This window comes from Acinetobacter sp. BWR-L5 (genome assembly GCF_039655985.1).
Classification (GTDB): domain Bacteria; phylum Pseudomonadota; class Gammaproteobacteria; order Pseudomonadales; family Moraxellaceae; genus Acinetobacter; species Acinetobacter johnsonii.
Map to the genome: position 1 here is coordinate 1 of NZ_JAGFEV010000009.1, position 26,136 is coordinate 26,136.

Here is a 26,136-nt window from a genome sequence, read left to right on the forward strand (position 1 = left end):
GAAGTGAAACCTCTTAGCGCTGATGGTAGTGTGGAGTTATCCATGTGAGAGTAAGTCATCGCCAGCTCATTAATTCTAAATCCCCCTAACTTAACGGTTAGGGGGATTTTTTTATGCTGAAAAGATTAAAATAATAAAAATGAGAGACAAGAAGAAGATTGGCTAAAAGACAGCTTTTAAAATTTGATAGGGAAAAATAAGAAGAAGTAATCAGATGAAAAGAGCCAAAAATAAGCTATCTATAAGGGCCTAAATGGTAAAAGAGCCAGCATTTGCTGGCTTTTATGTCTTATTTACAAGAGGTTATAGAGCATCTTTTAAGTTTTCTTGATGTGCTTTAACCTGTTTTGTTGGCATGCTTTCTATAGTGGTAATAAATTTATTCTCGAAACAAAAGCAAGAATATGGTGGAGTTATTCGCCAATAAAACAATTATTTGAAGAGAATAGCTATTTCTGAAGCGAAAATGGATCAGGAATGACTGACTTATGTATTACAACACATGGTTTATTACGGGTATTAATGTGTTTTAGATCAGTTAAGTTACGCACTAAAATAAGAACTTTACCGCTAATCTAATAAGGCGTGTGTCTTGTAATTAAATCAACGCATGCAGCGAATAGTTTATAGCTTGCTGCACAGCGTTGATGAAATCGTTTAATTGCACACAGAAAACTTTATTAAAAGAACATGAATCATGAATTTCGTAGTTTAGGTGTCTAGCTGTCGGCGTGCATGCTTTAATGCTGTTCTTAAACCTTCTTCAAGAGTTGGGTGATAAAATGGTTTTTCCAAAATTTCATCGACGGTCAGCTGTTCTGAAATCATCCATGCCAGTAAATGAGCCAAATGTTCAGTAGACTCTGTGAGTAATTCAGCACCAAGTAGTTTTTGGCTGGTTTTATCCACATAGACCTCAATGGCTCCATGGTTCTTACCCAAAACCAATGCACGTCCTTGTTTGACATAAGAGACTTCGCCGATGACAAAAGCGATAGGTGCACTTTGTAGTTGCTTAAAGTTTTGTCCAACCATTGCCATTTCTGGGTTGCTAAACACGATACCTAAAGGCGTTAGGGTTTTGCATGATTCTATAGTAGGGAAATTTAATGCATTTTTGACCGAAACTTTACCTTCGTGAGCGGCTTCATGTTGTAATGGAGTATCAGTATGTGCATCGCCAATGATAAAAATTGGGTAATCGGCGAGTTGTTTGGTTTCAGGATCAACAGGTAAATGTTTTAAGTCTGTGAATGAGGTGTCGATATTTTCGAGTTGAAGAGTATTTAAAAGACTACTTCGTCCTGTGGCAACCAGTAAGTAATCAACGTTGAGTGTTTTAGGCTGACCATTTTCAATAAAACTAATTTCAACTTGATCGTTTATATACTTAACTTTAGTGGGTAAAACTTCGAACTTGATCTCAAGTTCAGCGCTAATTTCTGTTTGTGCCAACTGCTGTAATTTTGGACTGGTCAGAACGCCGACTTTACGACTACGTGCAAAGACTGTGGTATTGACGCCAAGTCGTTGCATGGCTTGCGCAAGTTCAATCGCGATGACTCCGCTCCCAATCACTGCTAAAGATTTGGGTAAAGTATTGAGTTCAAAAATTTGATCGGAGGTGATGAGCCGATCACCGAGTTCATTCTTCCATGCTGGGGCAAAGCTAGGTGTGGAGCCTACAGCTAAAATAAAGCTTTTGGCTTGGTAGTGTTGCCCATTAACTTCAACTGTTTTTGAATCGACAAAGCGAGCACGGCCCTGAATTTTATGAGACTCAGGCCAGCTCTCTACGGTTTTAAGGGTGCTATGAGTAAAGCGATCACGGAGTTTTTGTACGTGTTGCATGACCTGACTGCGGTCTATTTTTGACTGTACTTGCAATCCGACACGATCCGCATGTTGAATATCATGCATGCGATTTGCTGTAGAAATCAGCACTTTTGACGGCATGCAGCCGACACGCGCACAAGTGGTGTCCCATGGCCCATCATTAATGATTAATAGATTTTGTGTGGACTTCACGGCTTGTTGGTAGGCTGCGATACCCGCAGTTCCAGCCCCAATAATAATCAGATCATACATAAGCAAACGTTTATCTAAGCGAGACATACTCTATAGTTAACATATTCAGGGCTGTAGATGATTATATTTTGTAAAAAACGGCACTAGATGCCGTCTTTACTTTCATTTGACTTATAAGCCAGTACCAACGCTTACCCCAACGGTAGGACGTACATTCATTGAACTACATGCTGTCATTAAGGTACAGCAGAGTAAAAGCAGCAACAGTTTATTCATGGAGTAATCCTCGTTGTTTTGCCTGATTGAACAGCAGACTAGAGCGAGCACCACTCTTACAGACCATTAAAATAGGCTTGGGCAATTCATTATAATATTTAGCAAATTCGACCACGTCTGTTTCAGAAATTTTACTGCTGGTAACCGGTTGGTAAATTACGCTGACTTTGGACTGTTCCGCAATATTACGCAGTTGATCAACGCGAACGGTATTGCCTTGTTCTTGATCTGGTCGGTTGACAATGACCGACTTAAAACCTTGTTTTATCAACTGTTGAAACTTGTCTTGGGTCATTTCCCCTGAAACGCTGAGCTGCGGGCTGAGTGCTTGACTCAGGTTATTCGTTGCCGCCCACAATGCGCTGCTCGTTAAAATCAGAGCAGTGCAGATGACACTTTTAAACAACCGTTTAGTCATCTAACAGGTCCATTTGTTTCGCAAGTTGATATAAGTTGTTTGAGCGATTACCGGTACGGCAGAACATTAAAACAGGTTTTGGTAGCTCATTGAAATGATTAGCAAAAGTGCGTACATCAACTTCTGTGATTTGTCCTGCAACTACAGGTTGATAGACATAATCTAGACCTGCAACACGAGCTGCTTCTTCAATTTGAGCGCTAGTTGGTTGTTCTGGACCACCTTCCATATCTGGGCGGTTATTGATCACAGATTTAAACCCTTTTTCAACCACTTGAACCAAATGTTCTGGGCCAATTTGACCTGCAAAGCCTACATTTTCGCTCATGCTGTCACTCCAAAATTAAACTAATCAAGATATGCTTTATGATAGCATTAAGCTGAAAGTTCAGCCTATGCTGTTGAAATATTTATAAGCGATTACAACCATAAAATAACGCAATGGAGCAGGTATGCACGCCTATACCGTTGAACCGCTATATGTCAAAAGTGGCCAAGAGGTCATTGCTGCGGATTTCTATCGTCCGAAAACTGAAGAGAAACCAGCAGTGATTGTGATGGCCCATGGTTTGGCTGGGCTTCGCCAATTCAAACTGATCCAATTTGCACAACGTTTTGCACAAGCTGGTTATGCAGTCGTATTATTTGACTACCGTTATTGGGGCGGGAGTACTGGACGTCCACGAGAGTTGGTCTCGATTAAGAAGCAGCTTGAAGATTGGCGGACCATGATTAACCACCTCAAAGAACGTAAGTCGATCGATAGTCGACGGATCGTGCTGTGGGGGACGGCACTCAGTGGCGGTTATGTGCTCGATATCGCAGCAGAGTTCAAGAATGTACAGGCCGTGATAGCACAAGTGCCCTTTGTAGACGGGGCAGCAAGTGCTAAGTTATATCCTTTGCAACAGTTCCCTAAAGCTTTAAAACTATCTAGCCAAGATTATATGGGTGGAAAAGTGGGCATGTCCCCGACCACTTTACCTGTGGTTGATCCGCGAGAATTATGTTTTTTGCCAACGCAAGATGCCTATTTGGGGTATCGTTCGATTCTTAATCCTGATTATTATTGGAGTGGTGAGATACCTGCCCGATTATTTTTTAATTTAATTCGTTATCGTCCGATTCAAAATGTCAGACAAATTAATATTCCTGTACTTTTCATTGCCGCCAAGCATGATAGTTTAATTCCGATTGAATCCAGTCGTGAAGCCGCGACCAATATTGCCCCTTTTGTTCAATATCATGAATGGGAAATGCAGCATTTTGATATTTATCATGCCAGTTGGTTTGAAAAAGCCATTTCGACCCAATTAGAATTCTTACATCAACATATTGGAGTCAACTAAATGATTATCGTCTGTCCTACTTGTTTGGCCAAAAATCGTGTGCCTGAAGAGAAATTAAGTGCCAATCCGAGCTGTGGTCAATGCCACGCAGCGCTTTTACCTGCGGCACCGATTGAATTGAATGAGCATAATTTTAGCCAGTTCATTAGCCATAGTGATTTGCCAGTGTTTATTGATTTATGGGCAGAGTGGTGTGGTCCATGTAAAATGATGGCTCCGCACTTTGCTGAAGTGGCTAAGCAAAATCCACAGGTTATTTTTGCCAAAATTAATACCGAAGAATCTCCGCGATTGAGCAGTGCGTTTAACGTACGCAGCATTCCGACCCTAGTTTTAATGAATAAAACCACCGAAATTGCTAGAATAAGCGGTGCGCTTCGTGCGCCACAATTGCAACAATGGTTAGATCAACAGTTGCAAGCCCAGTCATAACGAAAATTGGAGTCAACGTGTCAGAGATTCATGTGAAACCAGAAGGGATGTTGTCTCTTCAGACAATTGCAATGCCAGCCGATACCAACTGGAGTGGAGATGTTTTTGGTGGTTGGATTGTGTCACAAATGGATTTGGCGGGTGCAATTCACGCAGAGCGTTTTAGTAAGGGACGCTGTGCAACGATTTCAATTAATCAGATGACGTTCTTAGTTCCAGTGAAAGTCGGCGATGTCATTAGTTGTTATACTAAACTGTTAAAAGTGGGCAATACGTCTATTCAGATGGAAATTGAAGTATGGGATAGTCATGACAGTTCACGTCCGCCTGTACGTGTGACTGAAGGTGTATTTACTTTTGTTGCGGTTGATGTCAAAGGCAATAAACGTCAGATTCCTGCGGATGTTAAAGACAAGTTTCTTGCGAGCCAATCCAACTAAGGTTTGAGTCAGTCTGCAAAAAGCCAGTGTAATCACTGGCTTTTTTATTGTTATTCCATACAGTCCGATGGATTAAAACATACTATTGCGGTTGGCGGACTCCGCGGGAATGCTTTGTATCACATCCCAATGTTCTACAATTTTGCCTTGTTCGACGCGGAAAATATCGACAACGGCTTCACCATGATCTTGTGCATTTTGAGTGGAATGTACATGGAGCACCACCAAATCACCTTCGGCTACGACACGTTTGATGGTGTTTTTTGCATCTGGATGTTCTTTAAAATACTGGGTGAAGTAGTTTACAAAAGGCGCTTTTCCGTCTGACACATAGGGATTATGTTGAATGTATTGTGTACCAATATAGCGGTCAGAATAGGTTTGAACCTGATGTTTGCTAAAAACCCCTTCATAAAAGTCCACTACAAGTTTTTTATTTTGTTCGGTCAGGGCAGAGGCAGAATGGTCATTCGGCGTTGTTGAAACCGATGTATTGGCGGGATTGTGCTGTTGGCAGGCCACCAGCCCTAAAGAAAATAAGGCAGTCGCTAAAATTAGTCTTTTTTTCATCAAGTCAGCTCAAATATTCATGTTATGTAGCATGATTTTGAGCCGAGTCGAAGTACAGATATAGTAAGTTTTAGTCGCATCTTTAGTGTAATGTTGTAAATTTTATACTTACTAAACAGTAAGTTATATTTACATTCTTACTTTTTTAATGATGCTTTGTCGAGCCATGCCCATAACATTTCACATTGAACAGGTGCTTCACCAGACTCATCCAGCACTGTCACAGAAACTAAAGTTTCACCTTTGGCGGTGGTTTGCATCAGTTGCTGTTGTTCTGGTGTTAAGGTGGCTGTGGCTGTCATGGCACCTTTACTCGGACGTTTAAAGTCAACGTGCATGCTTTTAATCAGAACGATGCAATGATCAGGCACATTCATCCCTGTTACAAAACCTGTTGCCGTTTCGGCAATTAAGGCCATGGCACAGGCATGCAGCTGACCAATATGGTTTTGCATGGCACGGTGATTTTCGATTTTGACTACGACTTCGCTGTGACTGACTTGCAAATAACGAATATTGGCACTGCCGACCATGGGAACTATGCGACCAAAAGCTTGACTCCATAATCGCGTACGCAACGCTTTCGGCAAGCGTGACGTGGTTTTTACAAGTTTTGATAAGCGATTGGCCTTTGGCATAGTTACCTCAAATGATCAAACAAGAGTATTAGTCTTTAAAGTTATTGAATTGTAAAGGCAGACCAAATTGTTGTTCTTTTAAAAAGGTCATTACTTGCTGTAATGTATCGCGCTTTTTATCAGTCACACGAATTTTGTCGCCTTGAATTGAAGATTGCACTTTAATACCGCTTTCTTTAATGGCCTTGTTAATTTTTTTTGCGGTATCTGAGTCAAGTCCGTCTTTTAATTTCACCACTTGAAGTACATTTTTACCTGAAGCAGTCATTTTTTGTGGATCAAGCGCTTGAATATCGACTTTACGCTTAAAGAAATGGTTCTCTAACATGGTATAAACTTGTTCACACTGGAAATCACTTTCAGTTGAGATTTTGATTTCTTTGTTTTTTTCATTGAGTTCAATTGAAACGTCCTGACCACGGAAGTCGAAACGAGTTGCGATTTCCTTTTGGGTGTTCTGAACGGCATGATTTACTTCAAAAATTTCTAATTCTGAAACAATATCAAAAGATGGCATGGATTAAACCTTTACAAATGGAAAGAATATCTGAGATGCTAGGGATGTTTTCTTCATTTGCCAAGTGTTGTTTACATCAAAGGAGTGCGCAATGATCCGTAAACAAGAAATTACAACATTTGAGTTCCCAGAGGATGCGATCATCTGGGATGTACGCGATTCAAGTGCTTATGCTGAAGCACACGTGAAAGGGGCGATTAATCAGCCAATCACAGAACTTTCAGCACAGAGCCTTACTCAAGTGTCGACGGATCAACCGATTTACATTTTATGTGGTGGCGGTAGTAAAGCGCCACGTGCTGCAGAGTTACTCGAAGGTTTTGACAGTGAGCGTGAGTATGTGATTTTAATGGGTGGTACCCGTGCTGCTCGTGCTGCTGGTTTAGTCTTAGAACAAAGTAATTAAGCAGAAGCAAAAAAAGCGCCGTAAGGCGCTTTTTTAATGTCTTAGAAATTTACATTTCTCTATTTATAGCGCCATATGCTGTACTTGAGTCATAAGCAGAACTAAGACTGCGCTTTAAAATAAGGCTTTTTGGCTTTGAGCTTTTTATGGAATCGGGTCGGACTGAGCTTTTGTAGCAGTGACTCAGGAACGGGACAGGCCTCTTTCAGTATCTGCGCCGCTAAAATTTCACTACATAAAGGGGCAAACAAAAAGCCTTTAGAACCCAAGCCAGCAAAGCTATAAATTTCAGTCTGTTCAGACATTTTTCCAAGGACTGGAAAATAGTCCAAACTTTGCGCGCGAACAGATGCACGGCCTTGCCAAGTCGTCACATCAGGAAGCGATTGTGCATAATCTGGAAAGACACTGTGGATAAGCTCGTAGTTATGCACATGGTCTTCAAGTAAAACATCGCTGTCGTCCCGATTGGGATAGAAGGATGCACCTAAGATGAGTTGTTGAGTATCAAGCTGCATACAATAGCCGCCATAGCTATAAGCTTGATTGAGGGCTAAAGGTTGTGCGGTGTTCTCCACCCAACTGACTTGTCCGCGAATGGGCTTCAGCACAGGGTACTGCTCAAAGAAAGCAGCCGTGTGGCGTGCACAACAGACAATCACGTGATCAAACTGACCTAAAGATTGGGCTTGTTCATTGAAAAGTTCATTGTGCTCTGGGTGGATTTGAGTAATGTTGGCTTGTACGAACTGAATGAGCGGATGCGCTAAGATTTGATCTTTGAGTTGATGTGGTGAGACAGCGCCGGCTTCAGTTAGATTCAGACTGGGATATTCGGTGATTAACGCAGAATCAGCAGCGGTTTCGGCTGTCAAAAGATCCGCAGGGTATTGTTGTTCGAGATCGAGTAAGTCTTCGGCTTTTTTCAGCGCCAGTTGATGTACTTGAATGGGGCGAAAAGCCTGAAACTTGGGATAGTGCTGTAAAGCATGTTGCCAAGCCAAGGTCATTAAATGTTCAGGACTTTGTTCAATCGGACAAAGTTTGGGGTTGAGTAAGGCCAGTGGATTGCCTGAACCTCCTGCAAGTGGCTCAGATTGGTCGTAGAGCGTGACTTCATGCCCGCGCTCAGCAAAGGCCCATGCACTACTTAAACCTGCAATCCCTGCGCCAATGATAGCAATTTGGCGTTGTTTAAAAGCGTGTAGTACTTGATCAGGTTGATTTTGATTCAATACTGATTGGGTATCTACAGCGTCTGATGTGTTTTCAGGCTCAGCAGGTAACCAGATGGCTTTGAGCATTTCGCGTTTATGCTTATAGCCACGCGGACGTGAAATAGAAATACCATGCTGTGTTAAACCACGTTTGAGCACGCCTGCGACACTAAATGAAGAAAATGTCGTTCCAATACCAGATAGGCGAACGATGTGATTCAGTACTTGCTCTTCCCATATGTCTGGGTTACAGGCAGGTGCAAAACCATCGAGGAACCATGCGTTAACGCGACTGGTTTTTGCCATACTGGGAAAAACATCGTGAGCATCGCCTAACCAAAGGTCAAGGCTGAAACGTTCCTCAGGGAAGCTCAGGCGATGACAACCCGCAATCAGATGCGGATACTGTGCAATCAGTTGATCGGCGATCGATTTGAGTTCAGGCCAGACATTGAGTGCACGTATCAGATCAGTTTTAGACAGCGGAAATTTTTCAACTGAAATGGCATGAAGGTGGCTGTGGTTATTTGGGCGAACCTGTTGCCAAAGTTGCCAAAGCGCCAAGATGTTGAGCCCTGTGCCAAAACCTGTTTCACCAACACTAAAATATTCAAAGGGCTGAAGATTGGACAGACGCTCAGATAAATCATTACCATTTAAAAACACATGGCGAGTTTCGAGTAGACCATTGTCCTTGGAAAAATAGACATCGCCAAATTGTTTTGAGACTGGCACATCTATGCCATCAATCTGTTGCCATTCTAAATCGGCAGTTTGAATTGCACGCGACACAACCACAGCACTCTATTGTTTTCAATAGGGCTTAGCTTACCACTGACGACGACGTTTGGTATAAACGTAACTGGCAATTAAGAAACCCAGTAATACGCCAACAGCGATGGTCGCCGCGCCGTAGAGGAACATTTGCGCACTGCGTTCGCTTTGTAAGACTTGTACTTGTACACCGAGGCTATCATTTTTGAGTTGTAGCTCTTGGTTTTGCGCCAAAGCATCGAGATTGGCTTTTTCCAATTGGGCAAGACGTGAAGCTTGGTCTTTGACCAGTGCTTTGACTTTGGCATCTTGCAATGCTTTGTTTTTGGCAAGTTGTTCAGCGGTGAGTGGTTTGGCTTCTTGCGGTTGGCCTGTTGGGCTAACTATGGCCACCGCAGGAATGATTTTCGGCTGAGTTGCACTGCCTTGCACTTGAACAGGTGTGGCAGTCGTTGCTGGTACAGCAGGGGCTACACTCGGGGCAGGAGCGGTTTCAACGGCCCACGCCATAGAAGAAAGAAGAGATAAGCCCAATAAGCTTGTGACAACAACGCGCATGACCTTATCCTTGAGGGAATGCTTTATTAAATGGTTTAACATCAATCTGACGATAAACCCCTGCTTTTAAGAATGGCTCTTCCTGTAACCAGACATCGAGTGCTTCACGTGATTCAAAGTCAACAATGATTGTACTGCCGTAAAAGCCTGCTTGCGGATTGCTTGGATCTTTTGGCATCGCTCCTGCAACAATTAAACGACCTTCATCATTGAGCTTTTGTAAACGAGCAAGATGTTCTGGACGTGTAGCAAGACGTTTTTCGACTGTACCTTCTTGATCGGTACATGTGACGACGAATAGCGGCATAAGAGTTCTCGATGTATGTTCTGGCTAAATTACTCTTCAGAAGATTTAAAGTATTTACGCAATACAATAAACTGAATAATGATAAAGGAAAACATCACGATCATGTCACCAAAAGCCGTGAATTCTCCCCAATATTTTCCGTCCATAAATAAAAATGCGAAAAATACGTGTAAAAAAGACATTAGGGCAAACATAGCAGCCCATGCAAAGTTTAAATTTTTCCAACCTGCGTCGGTTAAATTGAAGATTGGGCCGAACAAGCGTTTGATTAGCGGTTTGCGTTCTTTGCCAAAATAAGGAGAAAGTAAGAAAGCGCCTGAGAAGATAATATTCAGTAAGGCCGCTTTGAGTTTGATATAAAAATCATCCGACAGCATTAAGGTGACACCGCCGAAAATAACCGTCATAAACAACACAATCCACTGTTGTTTGTCTAAACGGAACTTTTGCATGAAGAACAGTGCGCCGTAAACTACTAGCATCGAAATAATCAAACCTGTGGTCGCTACAAGAATATTATTGTTATCGACACCCCCAGCAGAACCAATCAATTGGAGCAATGGGTGATCAGTATTTTTAGGATCTACAGTTTTATATAAATAAAAGAAAATTATCAGCGGCACAAAGTCTAAAAGTGCTTTCATGTTAGAGTATCTAAATCTGTTCAAATAAATAGCTAGTATAAGTGATGGAAGGCGTAGATTTACATACTCACAGCAATATTTCTGATGGTACTTTCACACCGAAGCAATTGGTTGATGCTGCCGCGGAAAAAGGCATTCATACCTTGGCTTTGACAGACCATGACACCATGGATGGTCTTGCGTTGGCAGAGTTGGCTGCAAAGTCGCATGCGATGCGTATTATTTCGGGGGTAGAAATTTCGAGTCAATGGTCGAGACCCTCAACCCAGAAAAACTATGGCGTGCATGTGGTTGCATTGAATATGCAAGACTTAGAACCACTGCAAAAATGCCTTGAACAGCAAAAACAAATCCGTGCACGACGTGCTAAACAAATCTGTGATTTGTTGATCCCACTGATTGGTGAAGATATTTATCTCGATGTTTTAGCGAAAGTTGAACAGATGCCTGATCGTGTGACTCGAACCCATATTGCCAAGACCTTGGTTGAAAAAAAGTATGTGAGTCGTGCGCAACAAGCGTTTGATAAATATATTAAGGAAGGTAAGAAAGCCTATGTAAAATTTGATGGGCTGGGCTTAGAAGAAACCATTCAAGTGATTCATGCCAGTGGCGGTTTTGCCGTGTTGGCGCATCCGACACGGTATGACTTATCTGCTACGAACATTCGTTATCTGATTGAAATATTTGCACAGTTTGGTGGAGATGCAGTTGAGTTGCCGCCGAATGTCGAACCGACATCTACCCGTCAAATGGTGGATCGGATGATTGCTGAGCATGGTTTAAAAGTATCGGTCGGGAGTGACTTTCATGGTGACAATATGCCGTGGATTAAGTTGGGCAATATTCCCAGAGTCAAAGACGGGCAAGTGGGGATTTGGGAAAGTTTTATCTAAAGAGTACAGGTCATTCCCACCTTCTCCATGAGCTATGTAGCCTAAGAGAAGGTAAGCATGCGCTCGATTAGAGTAAGTTATTGTCTTGTGCTTGAATGGGGGGGGGAGTCGGTTTACCTAAAGTCCCAAGCAGTTCAATTTCGATAGTACGTACCATCGAGTCCAGTGGCAAGTCATTACTTTGCGTTCCGAAAGGCTCTTCAATTTCCGAACTCAAAGCATCGAGTCCTAAGAAAGTATAGGCCAATACACCAACCAAGAGTGGGGTAAAAATACCCAAGGTTGAACCTAAGCTAAACGGTAAAATGAGACAGAAAAAATACACCGTACGATTGAGTAGTACTGAGTAGGCAAAAGGTAGCGGCGTTGTCGCAATACGGTCACAACCAGTTTGCACCACACTCAAGTCAGCAACGTGCTGATTCAGCTGCGCATAGACAATGTCACTAATTTCACCTTCTTTTAATGCCTGCATCAACTCCCACTGAATCAGACTGAGTGTATACTGTGGGGCATTGGCTTGTTGATACAGCTGAGTCAGTGCATTTTGACTTAAGCCACTGGTCTGCACCAATTCTGTTGGATTGGCTGTTTGATGGCGTAAACGGTCACGTAAGACATTGGCAAAGACAATCACATGTTGAATTACACGTTCACGACGACCTTGGGTCAAGATACGACAGTCACGGTCAAAGTGACGTGAGTTGGCAATTAAAATGCCCCATAACTTCCGCGCTTCCCACCAACGGTCATAGCAGGCACTATTTTTAAAGCCGAGGAAAATGGAAAGCACCACCCCAATGAGGGTGAAGCCGACCAAAGGCAGTTCAGGGAAGTGGAAATAGCCGACATAGGACAAAATGCCAATAATGGCAGAGACCAACATGACCACACCCAAAGGTGGTAAAACTTTGGGAAGAATGGTGCCACGCCATGAAAAAAGCACCTTAAAAATACTGGGCTGATCACGCACAATCATGTGATTAGAATTCTTTTAAAATTTTGCTTGATCTTCATATTTGTCGCGGTATTTGTCAATCATTTGTCTGCATATTTAAACGGATTGGATCAGGCCGTGTTCAGCAAAAGAAAAAGCACCTTCGGGCGATAAGATGAAATGATCAATCAGTTGAATATCCACGAGCTGACTGGCTTGAAGAATACGCTCTGTCAGTTCGATGTCCGCCGCGGAGGGCTGAGCTTTCCCAAGTGGATGATTATGGGCAATCACCATGAAAGTGGCGTGTTGAGCAATACAGTAACGGAGCAATAGATTGATCGATATTTCACAAGAATTGACTGCACCAAAGAACAATTTTTTAAAGTTTATTTTTCTTAAATGTGCATCCAAGCAAAGCACTGCAAAGACCTCTTGGTTTTCGCCTGAAAACTCATACTGTAAAAAATTGAGCAGTTGAGCTGAATGATTGAGCTCCAACTTGTGTTGCTTGAGCTGCTGGCTACTGTAGCGTCGCCCCAGTTCTTTGACGGCCATTAATTGTGAATACTTGGTCGGGCCAATGCCGTGAAATTGGCTGAGCTCGGGCAGTTCAGCATCGAAAACCGCATTCAGACTACCAAAATGTTGCAACAAAAGACGTGCCAATTCGACCGCAGAATGTTGCGTTGAACCCGAACGGATGAAAATGGCCAACAGTTCTGCATCGGAGAGGCTGGCTGGCCCTTGTTGTAATAAGCGTTCACGTGGTCGTTCTTGTTCAGGCCATTTTTTTATGGATAAGTGCATTATTTTATACTTTTTTATTCTTAATCTGAGAAACAGGGCCCAATCGATGATTGGGTACGAGACTATTTAATGCTATTGTGAGCGCCACTGCAACAGAAAGGTAGCCTGTTCGTGAGCTTTGATCTCAGTGTAATTCCAAATAAAAATATCCTTTTAGCTGTTACGGGCGGTATTGCTGCCTATAAAAGTGCCATTTTGGTTCGCCGTTTAAACGATGCGGGTTTTCAAGTCCGTGTGGTGATGACCGAAGGTGCGCAGGCTTTTATTACGCCGCTAACTTTTCAAGCTTTGTCGGGCAACCCCGTACATACAGAACTTCTCGACCCTGAAGCCGAAGCGGGCATGGGGCATATTGAGCTGGCACGTTGGGCAGACCTGCTTTTGGTTGCGCCTGCTAGTTGCAACACCATTGCAAAGTTTGCTGCGGGTTTAGCCGATGACCTGCTTTCTACTTTATATTTAGCCACCAAAGCCCCTGTGTGGGTCGCACCAGCCATGAACCAACAAATGTGGGCAGCAAAAGCGACACAGCGTAATTTAGCGACTTTGGTGGAAGATGGTGTGCATGTGATCATGCCAGATGCGGGTGCGCAAGCTTGTGGTGATGTCGGTTTAGGCCGTATGCCTGAGCCTGAGGATTTGGCACATCAAGTGACAGAATACTTCCATAAAGCGCAGCGTGCCATGGCTGAAAAATTTGGGATGTTAGCGGGTAAAAAAGTCACCATTACTGCTGGGCCAACGCGTGAAGCGATTGATCCTGTGCGTTATATTTCCAACCACAGTACCGGAAAAATGGGCTTTGCCATTGCTGCTGCCTGTTATGCGGCAGGAGCCAAAGTGACTTTAATTGCAGGTCCTGTCAGCTTAGACACACCGAACGGTGTACGCCGAATCAATGTTTCATCTGCCATGAAAATGTTGGATACCAGCATGCAAATGTTAGATGAAGGCTGTGATGTGTTTATCGCGACTGCCGCTGTTGCGGACTATCGTGTCGCAGAAGTCGCAGAGCATAAGATTAAGAAAGCTGGGGACGAGCTCAACGTTTCCTTAATCAAAAACCCTGATATTGTGGCGACCATTGCACAGCAAGATAAACGCCCATTCATGGTGGGTTTTGCAGCGGAAACACGCAATGTCGAGGAATATGCCGCAGGTAAATTGGTCGCGAAAAAGCTCGATATGATTGCCTGTAATGATGTGTCACGCCCTGATATTGGTTTTGCATCTGATGAAAATGCGATGACGGTCTTTTTTGCAGAAAGTTATAAAATGGAAAAGCGCGATCTAGAAAAAGCGTCGAAACAAGAAATTGCTTTGCAGTTGGTTGAAGCGATTCATGATGCTTTACATCGAGACCCTGAAAGTGATGATGATTTTTAATTTACATCGGTCTTCATTTTTGCGATATTCAATGCAGCCTTAGGCTGCATTTTTTTTGCAAACTCATAGGAATAAGAATGAAAAGATTATTAAAGGTTGTGCTGTTGAGCAGTGGTTTATGTTTGGCAGGACTTGCACAAGCATCGGAAGTGCTAGAAGGTGCGATGAAATCTTTGGCGAAAAACTCAAAAGCTTTTACTCAAGCCAAGACTGCCACAGAGGCGAATACCGCATTAGCTGAAATGCAAAAAGCCGCGGCAACTGCCAAGCAAAACAAGCCTGACAGTTTGGTGAAACAACCAAAAGACAGTGTTAAAGTGAAACAATATGAACAAAAGTTTGATGCATTAAACCAAGAAATTGAACATGCTCAACATTTGGTACAGGCAGGGAAACTTGCGGAAGCCAAACAAAGTTCAGCCAAGTTTGAGGCCATTAAGCAGCAAGGCCATAAAGCATTTAAATAATTCAGTACAATAAAAAAGACCGCAAAAGCGGTCTTTTTTATGTTTGAAGGGCTTAAAGTTTTAAGCTTGACCTTCAACAGCAGCTGCTTGAGCACGCTGCATATTTGCTTCGAACTCAGCATCAAAGTTAATTGGTGTAAGTAACAATTGTGGGAAACTACCTTTAGTTACCATATCATTCACCGCTTCACGAAGGAACGGGAACAAAATGTTCGGGCAATATGCACCTAAGATGTACGGAAGACGTTCTTCTTCAACACCATCTACAAGGAAAATACCCGCTTGAGTAACATCGACAATAAACGCCGTGTCGCCTGCATTGTTTGCTTGTACAACCACTTTAAGTGAAACTTCGTAGTGAGTTGGATCAACTTTTTCAGCAGAAGATGACAAGTTAATGTTTAACTCTGGTTGCCATTCTTTGGTAAAAACTTGCGCCCCAGGGACTTCAAAAGAAATATCTTTTGTGTAAATACGTTCTAAAGCAAGTTGTGGTTGAGCTTCACTCATTTTCTAATCCTTAATATGCTGAGCTAATTATGCCAATAGTTGGTCGAGTTTACCTTCACGCTCTAAAGCATAAAGCTGATCAAAACCACCAATAAATTGGTCATCAATAAAAATTTGTGGAACCGTACGGTGATTGGTGCGTTGCATCAATTCAATGCGGACTTCTGGCGCTTCTTTAGATAAATTAATTTCTTTATATTCGACGCCTTTACGCTCAAGGAGCTGCTTTGCGCGAACGCAATATGGACATACAGTCGTTGAGTAAATAGTGACTTGAGCCATGAGTTTCTCCTTGTGCGAATTATTTAGCTTTAACCAGTGGTAAGCCTTGAGCCTTCCAGTTGCTAATCCCGCCATCTAAACGATAGCTGTCAGTATGTGCAACTTGTTGTAAAGCGGTACCTGCCACTTGGCCTAAGTTACAGATGAACACGAGTGGACGATCTGCAGCTTTTAACTCTTCAGCATGCTTTGTAATTTGGCTGTAGGGAATGTTGCGACTTCCACTGATATGACCTTCACGGAAATCTTTGGCATCACGTAAGTCAATCAACATGGCATTTTTAGCTTTCACTAAAATACCTAAAGATTGTGGTGAAATTTTGCGACCATTGCGTTGTCCTTCTAGTACGAAAAACAAAACAACCAATACCGCAAGTGTTCCAAATAAGAAGGGGTGATTCCCCATAAACTCGAACCAACGTTCCACAAGTCACCTAAATTACAATTCAAAAATTGCTAGAGAGTATAGCTCATAAAATATGGTGATCAAAATCACCGCTTCAAGGGCTAAGGTTGAATAAAAATTAATTTTTTTGCTGAGCTTCAGCAATTTCATCAATCAGACGTAAATAGCTGTCTAAACGGCGCGTTAAAATTTCACCATTTGCCGCAGCTAAGCGTAAAGCGCATTGTTTTTCATGTTTATGGGTGCAGTTACGGAACTGACAGTAGCCCAGCAAGTTTTCAATTTCAGGAAAGCCGCGTTGCACTTTGTCCGCATCTAAGTGCCATAAACCAAACTCACGAATTCCCGGTGAGTCAATCAGCGAGGCGCCTTCGCCAAAGCCAATCAAACGGGTAGAGGTCGTGGTGTGCTGCCCTAAGGCTGAGTTTTCAGAAATCACATTGGTTTTCTGCGCAGCATCAGGCACGATGGCATTAATTAAAGTGCTTTTACCAACACCAGACTGGCCAACAAAAGCCACAGTTTCATTTTTTAAACGCTGAGTCAGTGCGGTTAAATCGCCATCGGCTTGTGTTTGCATCACTTCATAGCCTAAGGCTTGATATTCCGCAATCAACGCTAAAATCGGGTCATTGTCTTTGAGCAAATCGGTTTTGTTCAGCACTAAAAGTGCTGGAATGTTGGCATCGGCACAGGCCACCAAATAACGGTCAATCAGACCTGGTGCTGGCTCAGGCAGTGGCGCAAATACAATCACAATCAGGCTGATATTGGCAGCGACAGGTTTTACTTTATGATAACGGTCTGGACGAGTCAGTAGTGACTGACGTGGCTGTATGGCATTGATGATCCCGAGCCCCGTATTTGGGTCGGCTTGCCATTTGACACGATCACCTGTGACCAGTAGTTCGAGGTTGGTGCGTGTATGACAGCGCCAAATGCTGCCGAGTTCAATTGGTTTCCAAAACGGTTCAGGTTCACCTGCTTGTACCGTCGGTTTGATGGGATGTGGATCTGGAGTCGTAAGGGCTTGCACTTCAAGCTGACGGCCGTAGTGTTGTACCACCAAGCCTTCTAAATCATTTGAAGTGTCGATATCTTCTTGACGTGTTTGCTGTTGTTTCTGAATGCGACGTTGTTGCTGTTCAGTTAAACGACGTTTACGAATTAAAGCCATTCATATCCTAAAAAACCATGAATTCAAGATGGCAAAAATAGCACGAAGCAGGGTATCAGTTACAGCATCGAAGCAATTAATTTGCTACTATCATCGTTTTTAAGCCGAATAAGATTGCACATTTATGAGCAGCACCGCTGATACGCGTTTGATTTGGATTGACCTTGAAATGACAGGTCTCGATACTGATAATGACCAAATTATTGAAGTTGCTACAATTGTGACGGATGATAACTTAAATATTTTAGCTGAAGGGCCTGTGCTTGCTGTTCATCAGCCAGACCGTGTGCTAAATGCAATGGATGAGTGGAACACTCGCCAACATGGTCAATCAGGCTTAATTGAACGTGTACGTCGCAGTAAATTGACTGCGCAAGATGCTGAGCAGCAAACTTTAGAATTTCTAAAGAAATGGGTCAATCCAAAAAGCTCACCAATGTGTGGCAATTCAATCTGCCAAGACCGCCGTTTTTTACACCGTTTAATGCCTGAAATGGAACAGTATTTCCACTACCGTAATTTAGACGTGTCTTCGGTAAAAGAGTTGGCTAAACGCTGGCGTCCAGAAATTATGAGTGGCTTGAAAAAGAATGCTTCACATTTAGCGATGGATGACATTCGTGATTCGATTGCGGAACTGAAGTATTATCGTGAATACTTTTTTATTATGAATAAATAAGTAGTAAAGAAAGAGGCGCTAGCCTCTTTTTTATTGAAATCGAATAGAATAGAGCTGAGGGTGTTTGTGTGGAAAAAAGAAACACTTTTTTGCTATACAAGTTTAAAACAAGCTTTATGATAAAGTAAATTAATTAAATTATAACAAAGAGTTGAGTTATGCAAAGTAATAACCCTATTTTGAACCGCGTGGAAACACATGCGGACTATAGTCAACCAATGACTGTTCAAGGTGCTATTCAGAAGTCTGTATTACTTACAGTGATTGCAGCTGTGGTCGGTATGGCACTGTTTTTATACTGTTTCATGACCTTAAATATTTCGCTGGCCTATGCTGCAACCTTAGTCGGTGCGATTGGTGGTCTAATTTTAGGCCTGATTGCAACTTTTAAACCAAATACCGCACGTACCCTTGCCATTCCATATGCCTTGTTTGAAGGTGCTTTTTTAGGTGGGGTCTCGGTTATTTTCCAATTGAAATATCCGGGTGTACCTTTACAAGCGCTCTTGGCAACTTTTGTCACCACTTTAGTGATGTTTGGTTTGTATCGTTTTCAAATTATTCGTGCCACTGAAAAATTCAAATCGGTAGTGATGTCAGCATCGATTGCCATCGCGATTGTGTTTGTGGTGCAGATGGTTATGCGTTTGGCTTTTGGTTCAAGCATTCCATTTTTATTTGAAAACAACTTATTAGGTCTAGGTTTTGCCGCTTTTGTTGCAGTGATTGCATCACTTAACCTAATTCTAGATTTTGATTTGATTGAAAGTGCTGCGGCACAACACGCTCCGAAAGCGATGGAGTGGCTGTGTGGTATTGCACTACTAGCGACTCTGGTGTGGATGTATTATTCATTCCTGCGTCTACTCAGTATGCTGCGTGGCGACGACTAATCTCGTTAGTTTTAACAAATACGCCCCTTCATTGGGGCGTATTTGTTATTGAATGTTGATGAATTGAAAAAAGGCGCATTATGCAATTTCGGTTTCAACTTAAACTTGGCATTATGCAGATAAATTATTTTGAGTGAGAGTCACATGGCACAAGGACTATTGGCTGGAAAGCGTTTTTTAGTAGCGGGTATTGCAAGTAAATTATCAATCGCATTTGGTATTGCTCAAGCACTTCACCGTGAAGGTGCGGAACTTGCGTTTACCTATCCAAATGAAAAACTGAAAAAACGTGTAGATGAATTTGCAGCACAATTTGGCTCAACGATTGTTCTACCATGTGATGTGGCTGTCGATGCTGAAATTGAACAAACTTTTGTTGAATTGGCAAAACATTGGGATGGTTTAGACGGTGTAGTACATTCGATTGGTTTTGCGCCTGCGCATACCTTGGATGGTGATTTTACCGATGTAACGGATCGTGATGGTTTTAAAGTGGCACATGACATCAGTGCATATAGCTTTATTGCGATGGCGCGTGCTGCGAAGCCATTACTTTTAGTTCGTCAAGGTTGCTTATTGACCTTGACTTACCAAGGTTCTGAGCGTGTGATGCCAAACTACAACGTGATGGGTATGGCAAAGGCATCATTAGAAGCAGGCGTACGTTATTTGGCGTCAAGCTTAGGTGCAGAAGGTATTCGCGTTAACGCAATTTCAGCAGGCCCAATCCGTACTTTGGCGGCATCAGGGATTAAGTCATTCCGCAAAATGTTAGATGTAAACGAAAAAATTTCACCACTTAAACGTAATGTGACCATTGAAGATGTCGGTAATGCTGCATTATTCCTTTGCTCACCTTGGGCAAATGGTATTACGGGTGAAATCATGTATGTCGATGCAGGTTTCAATACTGTGGGTATGAGTCCAGACTTGATGCTCGACGACTAATTAGATTGATTCAAGTTATATGATAAAGCCGCTTTTATAGCGGCTTTGTTTTTAGAAAAAACTTAATTATGTAGAGAAAGTTTGTCTGATAGCAGCCGATTGTTAAGTTTTATCTGCATTTTCGAAAAAGTAGTCATAATATTTTCTCGCCACTTCCTCTGGACCAAGTGCTACATCAATAAGCATTTGAAGAGCCCATACTGGACCTGGTGTCACCTGATCTAAGTCAAGATCTTCAGGGTAAGCTTCTGGGGTGATTGCCATTTCTAAGTTTTCAAACCACCAAATTTCGATTTTATGTAGTAGTCCGATCATCTCATTGAATGCCTCCGTTACATCAAAGTCGACACCTGATGAGGCAAAGGTAAGCATTTCGTGAGCTAAGGTATTACGGCATCTTTTAATATGCTCGAATCTCTCTAAGTCATTATCGTTAATGGCATCCATATCTTGCAACCATTTTAATGATGCATAGAGAGGACTTCTATTGAGTGAAAGTACCTTTTCTTTATATTCTGGATCAATAATCATTCCATTTTCATTGAATCCATTTGTAAAGAAGCTCTCAATTTTTTCGATAATACTGCTTTTGAGCATTTCGAAAGCCATTGAAAATATTGATGCAGTAATAATATTAGTTTTAAGTGTTTTGGGATGAAGTGCTCGTTCCCAAGACGCCTTAACTTTTTCATCCATATTCGATCTCTATAAAGAAATTTATTACTGTTATACATATGATATATTTCTATCACTATTAGAAATATATTAAAAATCAACTGACGGATATAACTAATCATTTGCCATCGAATATTTTATATGCTAATAAATCCTAGTTTTTATTGAATTAAAATTCTAAAGATAATGTCGATAAAAATATAATTTTTAGCTTTCGGGGTAGGTCATTCAAGCGTGAAAAAAATAACTGTTGTTTTAGGATTAGTCACTCTTCTTTCACTTCAAGGTTGTGCCGCGGTGATGGCGAGTAACCAGCCGCATAAAAAGAATCTGACGGTTTTAGAGGTTGGAAAACATCGTAATTATGTGATTTCTGAATTGGGTGCGCCAGTCACCTCAGAAACCGTTAATGGAGAGCGTAAAGAGATTTATACTTTCAAACAGGGCTACTCAAAAGCAGCCAGAATCAGTCGTACGTTATGGCACACGACTGCGGATATTGCCTCGATTGGTCTATGGGAAGTGATTGGCTCTCCAGCCGAGATGTATTTCGATGGTCAGCAACTTTCGTATGAAGTTGTTTTTGATGACCAAGACAATGTTAAACGTATTCACCAGATCCAGAATAATCCAGATATGGTGAAAGAATAAGAGAACAAAACAATAGCGCTAGGACTATTGTTTTGGTAGTTCTTTTATAGGGCTACCACCGAGTGCTTGCATCAACGTCACATAGGCGTTGTATTGGCTTTGCTTGGTATTGACCAATGTTAAGCGCGCAGTACGCGTGGTTTCTTGTTGATCCAATAAGGTTTTTAAAGCCACGGCACCATAGCGATAACGCACTTGGGTCAAACGTTCTACTTTCTCAGCAAGTTCCAAATTCCGCTGTTGCAATTGCACTTGTTGACTGATTTCAGTACGTGCAGACAATGCATTTTCCACATCGGCAAAGGCTTGGTACAAGGTTTGACGATATTGCACGATGGCTTTTTCATAGTCCAATTGACTAATCGCAAGGTCACGTTTCATGTCGTTATATTGCAAGAACGGCAGACTTAAACTTGCGCCTAAGGTTAGGGCTGGGTTCTTGAGCAGTTGCGTGAGCGAGGTACTGCTTGAACCAAGATTTCCAGTCAAACTGATCGAAGGATAATAGCTCGCCGTGGTGGCATCTTTGGTGGCTAAACTCTCTCGTAAACGTAGCTCAGCCGCTTTTAAGTCTGGACGGCGCGACAAAATGTCGGCAGGTAAGCCCGCAGCAATGGTTGGTAAAGCCAGTTGTGGTAAACGCTGAGGTTCATCAATACTCAACTGCTGTACAGGCATATGCAGTAACACGGCAATTGCGGTACGGGTCTCGACCAAACTTTGCTGAATTTGACTCAGACTGGCTTTTTGACTTTGTACTGACTGTTCAGCTTGAGTTAAGTCCAATCCTGATACAGCACCAGCTTGATACTGAACTTTAACCAAGTCATAGAGTTTTTGTGAGGTTGCAAGGCTTTGCTCGGCAGTTGTACGGCTTTCATTATAATAGGCCAACTGCCAATATAACTTCGCCGTGGTGCCAATTAAGCTTTGAGCAGTGGCTTGCAAATCTTGCTCAGTGGCAAGAGCTTCCCATCTCTTTGCTTCCGTTTGACGAGCCAATTTACCAAATAAATCGACTTCATAACTTAAGCCAGCACCCAAAGACAGACCACTTGAGCTGTCATTGCCTGAGTTCAAGTCGAACTGATGACCTGTAGACACCGTAGAGTTCACTCGTGGCTTTTGCTGATTCTCAGCCAGTTCTGCTTGTAAGCGCGCTTGCTTTAAAGTCATCCCTGCAACGGCCAAATCGGCATTTTTTGCGAGCACAGCATCGACCAGTTGATTGAGCTGTGCATCACCAAATAACGCCCACCATTGATCGGCATACAGGGCTTGTTGACGTTTTTGTGTGGTGACTTTGTCGTACTGAAACTGAGTCGGCGTCTGTACTGCTGGTGCTTGATAGGGTGTTTTAACCACAGCTGCACAGCCAACCAACGTGCTGCCAAGCAGCATCGCGGTACAAAGGCGCGTTAATAAAAAAGGCATATTTTTTCCTTATTCTCTGGCAAGTGCTGCAACAGGGTCGAGTTTGGCTGCATTTTTTGCAGGCAAGAAACCAAACACCACACCAATTAAAGTCGAGCATACAAATGCGGCGATAATAGACGTGGTTGAGTAAGCAACCCCAAAATTGCCCCCAGCAAATTTTTGAATGATTTGTCCTAGACCCAGCGAGAGCAACACGCCTAAAACCCCACCAATCAGGCAGACTAAAATGGCTTCAATCAGGAACTGCTGCAAAATATCACTTTGACGCGCACCCACTGCCATCCGAACCCCAATTTCTTGCGTCCGTTCGGTCACTGAAACCAACATAATATTCATTACACCAATACCGCCCACCACCAAAGAAATCACGGCAATTGCGGAAACCAGCAGAGTCATGGTACTGGTGGTCTTTTCAATGGTTTGGCGAATACTGTCACTGTTCATGGTGAACACATCTTGTTGGCCATGACGCAAGGTGAGTAAGTTCACAATTGCGTTTTCAGCCGCGCTGGTGGAGTACTTATCGTTGATTTGCACCACGATATTACGCACATTACTTTGACCGAGCATACGACTCATGACCGTGGTGTAGGGCATATAGACATTCAACGTATCATCGGAACCCATAGCACTGGTTTGTGGTTCGACTACACCAATAATTCGTGCAGGGACACTGCCCAAAAGTACGACCTGCCCAATCGGACTGCTACCATCACTAAAAAACTGTTTTTGTGTATTGGTATCAATGACCACGTCTTGGGTACGGTCACGGACACTCCGCTGGTCAAAGGTTTGTCCATTTTTGAAGGTCAGGCCTTTCACTGTGAAATAATCACCGCCGACACCATTAATGGTGGCATTGGCTTCACTTTGTTGATAGCGAATGGTTTTGGATGAACTCACCATTGGACTAACCGCACTCACATACGGTTGGGTGGCGAGCGCTTCAGCATCGGCAGGAACAAGAGTTTTAAAGTTGGCCGTTTTGGAGTTGTCACCAAAACTGCGACCTTGGAACACCGTAATGGTATTGGTACCTAAGCTACTGATGTTACTTAAAATCTGCTGTTGTGACCCATTTCCTAAAGCCACCACTGTCACGACGGAGGCAATCCCGATAATAATGCCGAGCATGGTCAAAAAGGTTCGCATGCGGTGTGCATTCATCGACAAAAGTGCCATACGGAAGGCTTCACCTAGGCGATCAAGCAGAGAACGCCATGCAGAGACACTTTTATTTTTTTCTTGCTGGGCAGAAATCGCCGTTTCAGCATCAGGGTCACTGTGTAGTTCAGTGTCGTGCTCAGGTTGATTGACACGGTCTGCAATGATTTGCCCATCGCTGATCTCGATAATCCGCGAGGCATTTTTTGCCACTTGCATATCGTGGGTGACCAAAATAATGGTATGGCCTGCGGCATTTAACTCACGCAAAATCCGCATCACCTCCACGCCACTATGCGAGTCTAGGGCACCTGTCGGTTCGTCAGCGAGAATGACATCACCGCCATTCATCAACGCACGTGCAATGGAGACGCGTTGTTGCTGTCCCCCAGAAAGTTGACTTGGTCGGTTTTGAGTTTTATTACCCAGTCCTAATTCTGTCAGTAAAGCAGTGGCACGTTGTTTACGCGCATATGGTGTTGCCCCTGCATAAACCGCAGGGACTTCAACATTACCTTCTGCGGTTAAGTCGCCTAAAAGGTGGTAACGCTGGAAAATAAAACCAAAATACTCACGACGTAATTCGGCCAACTGATCCGGTTCGAGTTTGCCAGTTTCGCGACCATTGACCTGATAACTCCCTGAGGTCGGGCGGTCGAGACAGCCTAAAATATTCATCAGGGTCGATTTACCTGAACCCGACTGACCGACAATGGCAACCAATTCACCTTCGTAAATGGTTAGGTCAATGCCTTTGAGAATTTGGACAGTACTTTCGCCAGCTGGAAACTCTCGCACCAAATTGCTGACTTCAAGCAAGGCTTTTTTGGTCATGCTTACATTCCCATTGGTGGACTGTTACGACGGCGGTTGCTGCTATTGGCAGAAGCCGCAGAGTTCTCCGAACTGTCTGCAATCACCACTTGATCGCCTTCTTTTAAGCCTGCAAGCACTTGTGCATTGACGCGGTTATTGATACCCACCAAAATTTGTTTGGGTTGAGCTGAGCCGTCCGCTTGTAAGACACGAACTACGCTCAGCGTAGCTTTGCCTTCTTTAACCAATTGTTGTTGTGCTGCATTTAAATTCAGACGTTCAAGACGTGGACCTTGAGGTCGGTCTGAGTCCGATTTGCTTTGTGTCGATGACGCAGCTTGCGTATTTGAACTGCTGTTACGCTTTGCATTTGCAGGACGAGTTGAAATCGCAGAAGAGGGCACTAATAACGCATTTTGTGCAGAATCAAGCACGATATAGACTTGTGCCGTCATATCAATACGCAGTTTGCCATCATGGTTGGGTACATCAAACAGAGCATTATAGTAAATGGCTGTACTGGTTGATGTGCTGGTGGTACTTTCATCGGTAATCGAGTCTGGTGCAGGTTCAACTTGACGTAGGCTAGCATAACGCTTGCTGTCATCGCCTAAAGTGGTGAAATAAACCTGTTGGCCTTTTTCAACTTTCATGATGTCCGCTTCACTGACCTGCGCCTTAATGGTCATGTTTTGCAATTTTGCAATTTTAACAATAGTCGGCGCACTTTGATTGGCGTTTACAGTTTGACCTTCCTCAGTCACGATCGCCACCACAGTACCATCAGTAGGTGCCACAATGCGGGTATAACCGATATTGGTTTGTGCGGTCGACTTGGTTACTTTTGCAGATTCAATCTGTGCATCAATGGCTTTAATCTGTGCTTGTGCTGTTTTATAGCTGGCCTCAGCCGATTCTAATTCTGCTTTTGATGTAGCATCTTGTGCATACATTTGTTGTTGACGCTTATATGCCAGTTGCGCCTCATTAAGACTGGCTTCTTGTTGTAGACGCTGCGCCTGCAAATTTTTAATATTGGCTTCTGCTGTTTTAAAGCTGTTTTCTTGGGTGGTTGAATCAATCTGTGCAATCAATTGACCTTGTTTAACTTCATCGCCCAGTTGCACATACATTTTCTGTACTTGACCTGAGACCTGTGCGCCGACACTCACCAGTTTGGTTGCATCTAAAGTACCTGTCGCCAATACCGTATTTTCAAGATCACCACGAGTGACGGATTCGCTAATATACTGTGGTTGTTCTTGTTTTGGTTTGAAATATGTCCACGCGACATAAGCAAGTACGGCAACACACAGTACCGCGATAACCATTTTGACAGCTTTTATTTTTTGCATTGGAATCAGGGAGTAAACAGAATTGCAGATAGTATAAAAGCGAAATACGGATAAATCGTGAATTTTTTGAACA

General features: G+C 42.9%; 31 protein-coding genes. 11 read left to right on the forward strand and 20 right to left on the reverse strand.

The features are described from left to right. Positions 1-711: 711 nt before the first annotated feature. From JZ787_RS14745 to JZ787_RS14755, 3 genes are all read right to left on the reverse strand, one after another. Entirely contained in the window at positions 712-2,088 is a 1,377-nt protein-coding gene (locus JZ787_RS14745; protein WP_346312760.1) for a dihydrolipoyl dehydrogenase, read from the reverse strand. Positions 2,089-2,296: 208 nt separating this feature from the next. Next, a complete protein-coding gene (locus JZ787_RS14750) occupies positions 2,297-2,722 on the reverse strand; it encodes a sulfur transferase domain-containing protein (RefSeq protein ID WP_062031268.1) in 426 nt (141 codons plus the stop codon). Continuing rightward, on the reverse strand, positions 2,715-3,050 hold the full coding sequence (locus tag JZ787_RS14755; RefSeq protein ID WP_087014709.1) for a TIGR01244 family sulfur transferase: 336 nt from the start codon (positions 3,048-3,050) through the stop codon (positions 2,715-2,717). Before JZ787_RS14755 ends, JZ787_RS14750 begins: the two co-directional genes overlap by 8 nt. 124 nt (positions 3,051-3,174) lie before the next feature. Between JZ787_RS14755 and JZ787_RS14760 the strand changes: the two genes are divergently transcribed. The 3 genes from JZ787_RS14760 to JZ787_RS14770 are packed head-to-tail and all read left to right on the forward strand — an operon-like array spanning position 3,175 to position 4,943. Beyond that, on the forward strand, positions 3,175-4,071 hold the full coding sequence (locus tag JZ787_RS14760; RefSeq protein ID WP_234951116.1) for an alpha/beta fold hydrolase: 897 nt from the start codon (positions 3,175-3,177) through the stop codon (positions 4,069-4,071). Then, entirely contained in the window at positions 4,072-4,503 is a 432-nt protein-coding gene (gene trxC, locus JZ787_RS14765) for a thioredoxin TrxC (protein ID WP_346312712.1), read from the forward strand. Positions 4,504-4,520: 17 nt separating this feature from the next. Further along, positions 4,521-4,943, forward strand: coding sequence for an acyl-CoA thioesterase (locus tag JZ787_RS14770; RefSeq protein WP_346312713.1), 423 nt, complete (start codon positions 4,521-4,523; stop codon positions 4,941-4,943). A 72-nt stretch (positions 4,944-5,015) separates the two neighbouring features. Here the strand turns inward: JZ787_RS14770 and JZ787_RS14775 are convergent, their stop codons facing one another. From JZ787_RS14775 to JZ787_RS14785, 3 genes are all read right to left on the reverse strand, one after another. Beyond that, positions 5,016-5,513: an ester cyclase gene (locus JZ787_RS14775; protein WP_346312714.1), complete on the reverse strand. Its 498-nt coding sequence runs from the start codon at positions 5,511-5,513 to the stop codon at positions 5,016-5,018. A 137-nt stretch (positions 5,514-5,650) separates the two neighbouring features. Then, a complete protein-coding gene (locus JZ787_RS14780) occupies positions 5,651-6,151 on the reverse strand; it encodes a DUF4442 domain-containing protein (RefSeq protein ID WP_125274949.1) in 501 nt (166 codons plus the stop codon). Between the two features lie 28 nt (positions 6,152-6,179). After that, on the reverse strand, positions 6,180-6,668 hold the full coding sequence (locus JZ787_RS14785; protein WP_004697619.1) for a YajQ family cyclic di-GMP-binding protein: 489 nt from the start codon (positions 6,666-6,668) through the stop codon (positions 6,180-6,182). A 91-nt stretch (positions 6,669-6,759) separates the two neighbouring features. On the opposite strand from JZ787_RS14785, the gene JZ787_RS14790 reads away from it, so the two are divergent. Further along, positions 6,760-7,074 (forward strand): rhodanese-like domain-containing protein, encoded by a 315-nt coding sequence (locus JZ787_RS14790; RefSeq protein ID WP_218289260.1) that lies wholly within the window; start codon positions 6,760-6,762, stop codon positions 7,072-7,074. A gap of 101 nt (positions 7,075-7,175) precedes the next feature. Here the strand turns inward: JZ787_RS14790 and mnmC are convergent, their stop codons facing one another. From mnmC to JZ787_RS14810, 4 genes are read right to left on the reverse strand one after another with little or no spacing between them, the layout of a single operon-like run. Next, complete coding sequence (gene mnmC, locus JZ787_RS14795) at positions 7,176-9,083, reverse strand: FAD-dependent 5-carboxymethylaminomethyl-2-thiouridine(34) oxidoreductase MnmC (RefSeq protein WP_346312715.1); 1,908 nt, start codon at positions 9,081-9,083, stop codon at positions 7,176-7,178. A 36-nt stretch (positions 9,084-9,119) separates the two neighbouring features. Further along, positions 9,120-9,623 (reverse strand): hypothetical protein, encoded by a 504-nt coding sequence (locus JZ787_RS14800; RefSeq protein ID WP_346312716.1) that lies wholly within the window; start codon positions 9,621-9,623, stop codon positions 9,120-9,122. A gap of 4 nt (positions 9,624-9,627) precedes the next feature. Further along, entirely contained in the window at positions 9,628-9,930 is a 303-nt protein-coding gene (locus JZ787_RS14805) for a YciI family protein (RefSeq protein WP_094148281.1), read from the reverse strand. A gap of 29 nt (positions 9,931-9,959) precedes the next feature. Continuing rightward, positions 9,960-10,574, reverse strand: a complete 615-nt coding sequence (locus tag JZ787_RS14810) for an inner membrane-spanning protein YciB (protein ID WP_004983445.1) — start codon at positions 10,572-10,574, stop codon at positions 9,960-9,962. A 44-nt stretch (positions 10,575-10,618) separates the two neighbouring features. On the opposite strand from JZ787_RS14810, the gene JZ787_RS14815 reads away from it, so the two are divergent. Continuing rightward, entirely contained in the window at positions 10,619-11,470 is an 852-nt protein-coding gene (locus JZ787_RS14815) for a PHP domain-containing protein (RefSeq protein WP_126035264.1), read from the forward strand. 67 nt (positions 11,471-11,537) lie between these two features. On the opposite strand, the gene JZ787_RS14820 is transcribed toward JZ787_RS14815, so the two are convergent. Next, the gene (locus JZ787_RS14820; RefSeq protein ID WP_004697627.1) at positions 11,538-12,449 is read right to left on the reverse strand and encodes a bestrophin family protein; all 912 of its coding nucleotides are present in this window, start codon (positions 12,447-12,449) and stop codon (positions 11,538-11,540) included. A gap of 75 nt (positions 12,450-12,524) precedes the next feature. Continuing rightward, a complete protein-coding gene (radC, locus tag JZ787_RS14825; protein ID WP_178928809.1) occupies positions 12,525-13,217 on the reverse strand; it encodes a DNA repair protein RadC in 693 nt (230 codons plus the stop codon). A 111-nt stretch (positions 13,218-13,328) separates the two neighbouring features. On the opposite strand from radC, the gene coaBC reads away from it, so the two are divergent. Both coaBC and JZ787_RS14835 read left to right on the forward strand, forming a co-directional pair. After that, a complete protein-coding gene (coaBC, locus tag JZ787_RS14830; RefSeq protein WP_346312717.1) occupies positions 13,329-14,603 on the forward strand; it encodes a bifunctional phosphopantothenoylcysteine decarboxylase/phosphopantothenate--cysteine ligase CoaBC in 1,275 nt (424 codons plus the stop codon). Between the two features lie 77 nt (positions 14,604-14,680). Next, positions 14,681-15,070, forward strand: coding sequence for a cytochrome b562 (locus tag JZ787_RS14835; protein ID WP_346312718.1), 390 nt, complete (start codon positions 14,681-14,683; stop codon positions 15,068-15,070). A gap of 60 nt (positions 15,071-15,130) precedes the next feature. On the opposite strand, the gene secB is transcribed toward JZ787_RS14835, so the two are convergent. From secB to rsgA, 4 genes are all read right to left on the reverse strand, one after another. Further along, entirely contained in the window at positions 15,131-15,580 is a 450-nt protein-coding gene (gene secB, locus JZ787_RS14840; protein WP_004697631.1) for a protein-export chaperone SecB, read from the reverse strand. Between the two features lie 27 nt (positions 15,581-15,607). Then, positions 15,608-15,862, reverse strand: a complete 255-nt coding sequence (grxC, locus tag JZ787_RS14845) for a glutaredoxin 3 (RefSeq protein ID WP_004697632.1) — start codon at positions 15,860-15,862, stop codon at positions 15,608-15,610. A 19-nt stretch (positions 15,863-15,881) separates the two neighbouring features. After that, complete coding sequence (locus JZ787_RS14850) at positions 15,882-16,289, reverse strand: rhodanese-like domain-containing protein (RefSeq protein ID WP_004697633.1); 408 nt, start codon at positions 16,287-16,289, stop codon at positions 15,882-15,884. A gap of 97 nt (positions 16,290-16,386) precedes the next feature. Beyond that, positions 16,387-17,445 (reverse strand): ribosome small subunit-dependent GTPase A, encoded by a 1,059-nt coding sequence (gene rsgA, locus JZ787_RS14855; RefSeq protein WP_004983468.1) that lies wholly within the window; start codon positions 17,443-17,445, stop codon positions 16,387-16,389. A 124-nt stretch (positions 17,446-17,569) separates the two neighbouring features. On the opposite strand from rsgA, the gene orn reads away from it, so the two are divergent. The 3 genes from orn (at position 17,570) to JZ787_RS14870 (ending at position 19,965) form a co-directional block, all read left to right on the forward strand. Next, positions 17,570-18,124: an oligoribonuclease gene (gene orn, locus JZ787_RS14860; protein ID WP_004697635.1), complete on the forward strand. Its 555-nt coding sequence runs from the start codon at positions 17,570-17,572 to the stop codon at positions 18,122-18,124. A gap of 158 nt (positions 18,125-18,282) precedes the next feature. Further along, positions 18,283-19,017, forward strand: a complete 735-nt coding sequence (locus JZ787_RS14865; RefSeq protein ID WP_004697636.1) for a Bax inhibitor-1/YccA family protein — start codon at positions 18,283-18,285, stop codon at positions 19,015-19,017. A gap of 144 nt (positions 19,018-19,161) precedes the next feature. Further along, positions 19,162-19,965, forward strand: coding sequence for an enoyl-ACP reductase (locus JZ787_RS14870; protein WP_004697637.1), 804 nt, complete (start codon positions 19,162-19,164; stop codon positions 19,963-19,965). Between the two features lie 102 nt (positions 19,966-20,067). On the opposite strand, the gene JZ787_RS14875 is transcribed toward JZ787_RS14870, so the two are convergent. Continuing rightward, on the reverse strand, positions 20,068-20,661 hold the full coding sequence (locus JZ787_RS14875; protein WP_346312719.1) for a hypothetical protein: 594 nt from the start codon (positions 20,659-20,661) through the stop codon (positions 20,068-20,070). 213 nt (positions 20,662-20,874) lie between these two features. On the opposite strand from JZ787_RS14875, the gene JZ787_RS14880 reads away from it, so the two are divergent. Further along, entirely contained in the window at positions 20,875-21,291 is a 417-nt protein-coding gene (locus JZ787_RS14880; RefSeq protein ID WP_238953214.1) for a hypothetical protein, read from the forward strand. A 24-nt stretch (positions 21,292-21,315) separates the two neighbouring features. On the opposite strand, the gene JZ787_RS14885 is transcribed toward JZ787_RS14880, so the two are convergent. From JZ787_RS14885 to JZ787_RS14895, 3 genes are read right to left on the reverse strand one after another with little or no spacing between them, the layout of a single operon-like run. Next, positions 21,316-22,725, reverse strand: a complete 1,410-nt coding sequence (locus JZ787_RS14885; protein WP_346312720.1) for an efflux transporter outer membrane subunit — start codon at positions 22,723-22,725, stop codon at positions 21,316-21,318. Positions 22,726-22,734: 9 nt separating this feature from the next. Next, complete coding sequence (locus tag JZ787_RS14890) at positions 22,735-24,726, reverse strand: MacB family efflux pump subunit (RefSeq protein ID WP_346312721.1); 1,992 nt, start codon at positions 24,724-24,726, stop codon at positions 22,735-22,737. Between the two features lie 2 nt (positions 24,727-24,728). Then, complete coding sequence (locus tag JZ787_RS14895; RefSeq protein ID WP_346312722.1) at positions 24,729-26,063, reverse strand: MacA family efflux pump subunit; 1,335 nt, start codon at positions 26,061-26,063, stop codon at positions 24,729-24,731. Positions 26,064-26,136: the final 73 nt, after the last annotated feature.

Coding starts and splice junctions, on each gene's coding strand:
- JZ787_RS14745 (WP_346312760.1), bottom strand. CDS start 2,088: ATGTATGATCTGATTATTATTGGGGCTGGAACTGCGGGTATCGCAGCC.
- JZ787_RS14750 (WP_062031268.1), bottom strand. CDS start 2,722: ATGACTAAACGGTTGTTTAAAAGTGTCATCTGCACTGCTCTGATTTTA.
- JZ787_RS14755 (WP_087014709.1), bottom strand. CDS start 3,050: ATGAGCGAAAATGTAGGCTTTGCAGGTCAAATTGGCCCAGAACATTTG.
- JZ787_RS14760 (WP_234951116.1), top strand. CDS start 3,175: ATGCACGCCTATACCGTTGAACCGCTATATGTCAAAAGTGGCCAAGAG.
- trxC (WP_346312712.1), top strand. CDS start 4,072: ATGATTATCGTCTGTCCTACTTGTTTGGCCAAAAATCGTGTGCCTGAA.
- JZ787_RS14775 (WP_346312714.1), bottom strand. CDS start 5,513: ATGAAAAAAAGACTAATTTTAGCGACTGCCTTATTTTCTTTAGGGCTG.
- JZ787_RS14780 (WP_125274949.1), bottom strand. CDS start 6,151: ATGCCAAAGGCCAATCGCTTATCAAAACTTGTAAAAACCACGTCACGC.
- JZ787_RS14785 (WP_004697619.1), bottom strand. CDS start 6,668: ATGCCATCTTTTGATATTGTTTCAGAATTAGAAATTTTTGAAGTAAAT.
- JZ787_RS14790 (WP_218289260.1), top strand. CDS start 6,760: ATGATCCGTAAACAAGAAATTACAACATTTGAGTTCCCAGAGGATGCG.
- JZ787_RS14800 (WP_346312716.1), bottom strand. CDS start 9,623: ATGCGCGTTGTTGTCACAAGCTTATTGGGCTTATCTCTTCTTTCTTCT.
- JZ787_RS14805 (WP_094148281.1), bottom strand. CDS start 9,930: ATGCCGCTATTCGTCGTCACATGTACCGATCAAGAAGGTACAGTCGAA.
- JZ787_RS14810 (WP_004983445.1), bottom strand. CDS start 10,574: ATGAAAGCACTTTTAGACTTTGTGCCGCTGATAATTTTCTTTTATTTA.
- JZ787_RS14815 (WP_126035264.1), top strand. CDS start 10,619: ATGGAAGGCGTAGATTTACATACTCACAGCAATATTTCTGATGGTACT.
- JZ787_RS14820 (WP_004697627.1), bottom strand. CDS start 12,449: ATGATTGTGCGTGATCAGCCCAGTATTTTTAAGGTGCTTTTTTCATGG.
- radC (WP_178928809.1), bottom strand. CDS start 13,217: ATGCACTTATCCATAAAAAAATGGCCTGAACAAGAACGACCACGTGAA.
- JZ787_RS14835 (WP_346312718.1), top strand. CDS start 14,681: ATGAAAAGATTATTAAAGGTTGTGCTGTTGAGCAGTGGTTTATGTTTG.
- secB (WP_004697631.1), bottom strand. CDS start 15,580: ATGAGTGAAGCTCAACCACAACTTGCTTTAGAACGTATTTACACAAAA.
- grxC (WP_004697632.1), bottom strand. CDS start 15,862: ATGGCTCAAGTCACTATTTACTCAACGACTGTATGTCCATATTGCGTT.
- rsgA (WP_004983468.1), bottom strand. CDS start 17,445: ATGGCTTTAATTCGTAAACGTCGTTTAACTGAACAGCAACAACGTCGC.
- orn (WP_004697635.1), top strand. CDS start 17,570: ATGAGCAGCACCGCTGATACGCGTTTGATTTGGATTGACCTTGAAATG.
- JZ787_RS14865 (WP_004697636.1), top strand. CDS start 18,283: ATGCAAAGTAATAACCCTATTTTGAACCGCGTGGAAACACATGCGGAC.
- JZ787_RS14870 (WP_004697637.1), top strand. CDS start 19,162: ATGGCACAAGGACTATTGGCTGGAAAGCGTTTTTTAGTAGCGGGTATT.
- JZ787_RS14875 (WP_346312719.1), bottom strand. CDS start 20,661: ATGGATGAAAAAGTTAAGGCGTCTTGGGAACGAGCACTTCATCCCAAA.
- JZ787_RS14885 (WP_346312720.1), bottom strand. CDS start 22,725: ATGCCTTTTTTATTAACGCGCCTTTGTACCGCGATGCTGCTTGGCAGC.
- JZ787_RS14890 (WP_346312721.1), bottom strand. CDS start 24,726: ATGACCAAAAAAGCCTTGCTTGAAGTCAGCAATTTGGTGCGAGAGTTT.
- JZ787_RS14895 (WP_346312722.1), bottom strand. CDS start 26,063: ATGCAAAAAATAAAAGCTGTCAAAATGGTTATCGCGGTACTGTGTGTT.